Origin of the sequence: Ruegeria sp. ANG10 (assembly GCF_040705255.1) — a bacterium.
Taxonomy (GTDB): domain Bacteria; phylum Pseudomonadota; class Alphaproteobacteria; order Rhodobacterales; family Rhodobacteraceae; genus Ruegeria.
Genome location: NZ_JBFCVU010000032.1, coordinates 1 through 668 on the forward strand (window position 1 = coordinate 1; position 668 = coordinate 668).

Consider the following 668-nt stretch of genomic DNA (forward strand, 5'->3'; position numbering starts at 1 on the left):
GACGAGCGCTTTGTGATCGGTGATGCGATTTCGGACGCGGATTTGCTGGCCTGGGGCGAGGCTCTGAAGGATGCCCAGCTCATTTCCGGGGGATCCGGGATAGCATTGGGCCTACCCAGAAACTTCGTCAGAAAAGCTTCGTCCAAAAGAGGTGACAGTGTCTTCACAGGTATCGCTGGACCAGCAGCGATCCTTGCAGGGTCTTGCTCAGGTGCGACCCGTGCGCAGGTCAATGTTCATGCGGAATCCAATCCGACGTTCGCCATCGATGTTCCGGGTGTCATGTCCGGGGATGTGACCACGCAAACGCTTCTGGATTTCTTTGAAGCGCATCCGGGTCAGGCGCCGCTCGCGTATTCATCGGGAAGTCCGAATGATGTACGCGCGATCCAAAATCAATTCGGTCAGGAAGCTGTAGCTGAACAGCTGGACAATCTCTTTGCTGAAACTGCACGGGAACTTGTCCAGAAGGGCTACAAGCGATTGGTGGTGGCTGGGGGGGAGACCTCGGGAGCCGTTGCCAAGGCCGTATCCGAGGCACTGGGGTCTCCAGCCATGTCAATTGGGCCAGAGATCGACCCGGGCGTGCCAGTCCTGAGCGTTGGAAAAACTGAACCCATTGCGCTGGCTCTAAAGTCTGGAAACTTCGGCGCTCCGGACTTTTTCGC

The 668-nt window shown here is 57.2% G+C and carries 1 protein-coding gene; it reads left to right on the top strand.

Annotation, left to right across the window (positions count from 1 at the left end; all coding sequences use genetic code 11):
* The coding region (locus AB1A64_RS22340) for a nucleotide-binding domain containing protein (protein ID WP_366554365.1) at nt 1-668 on the top strand (668 nt) is incomplete at both ends.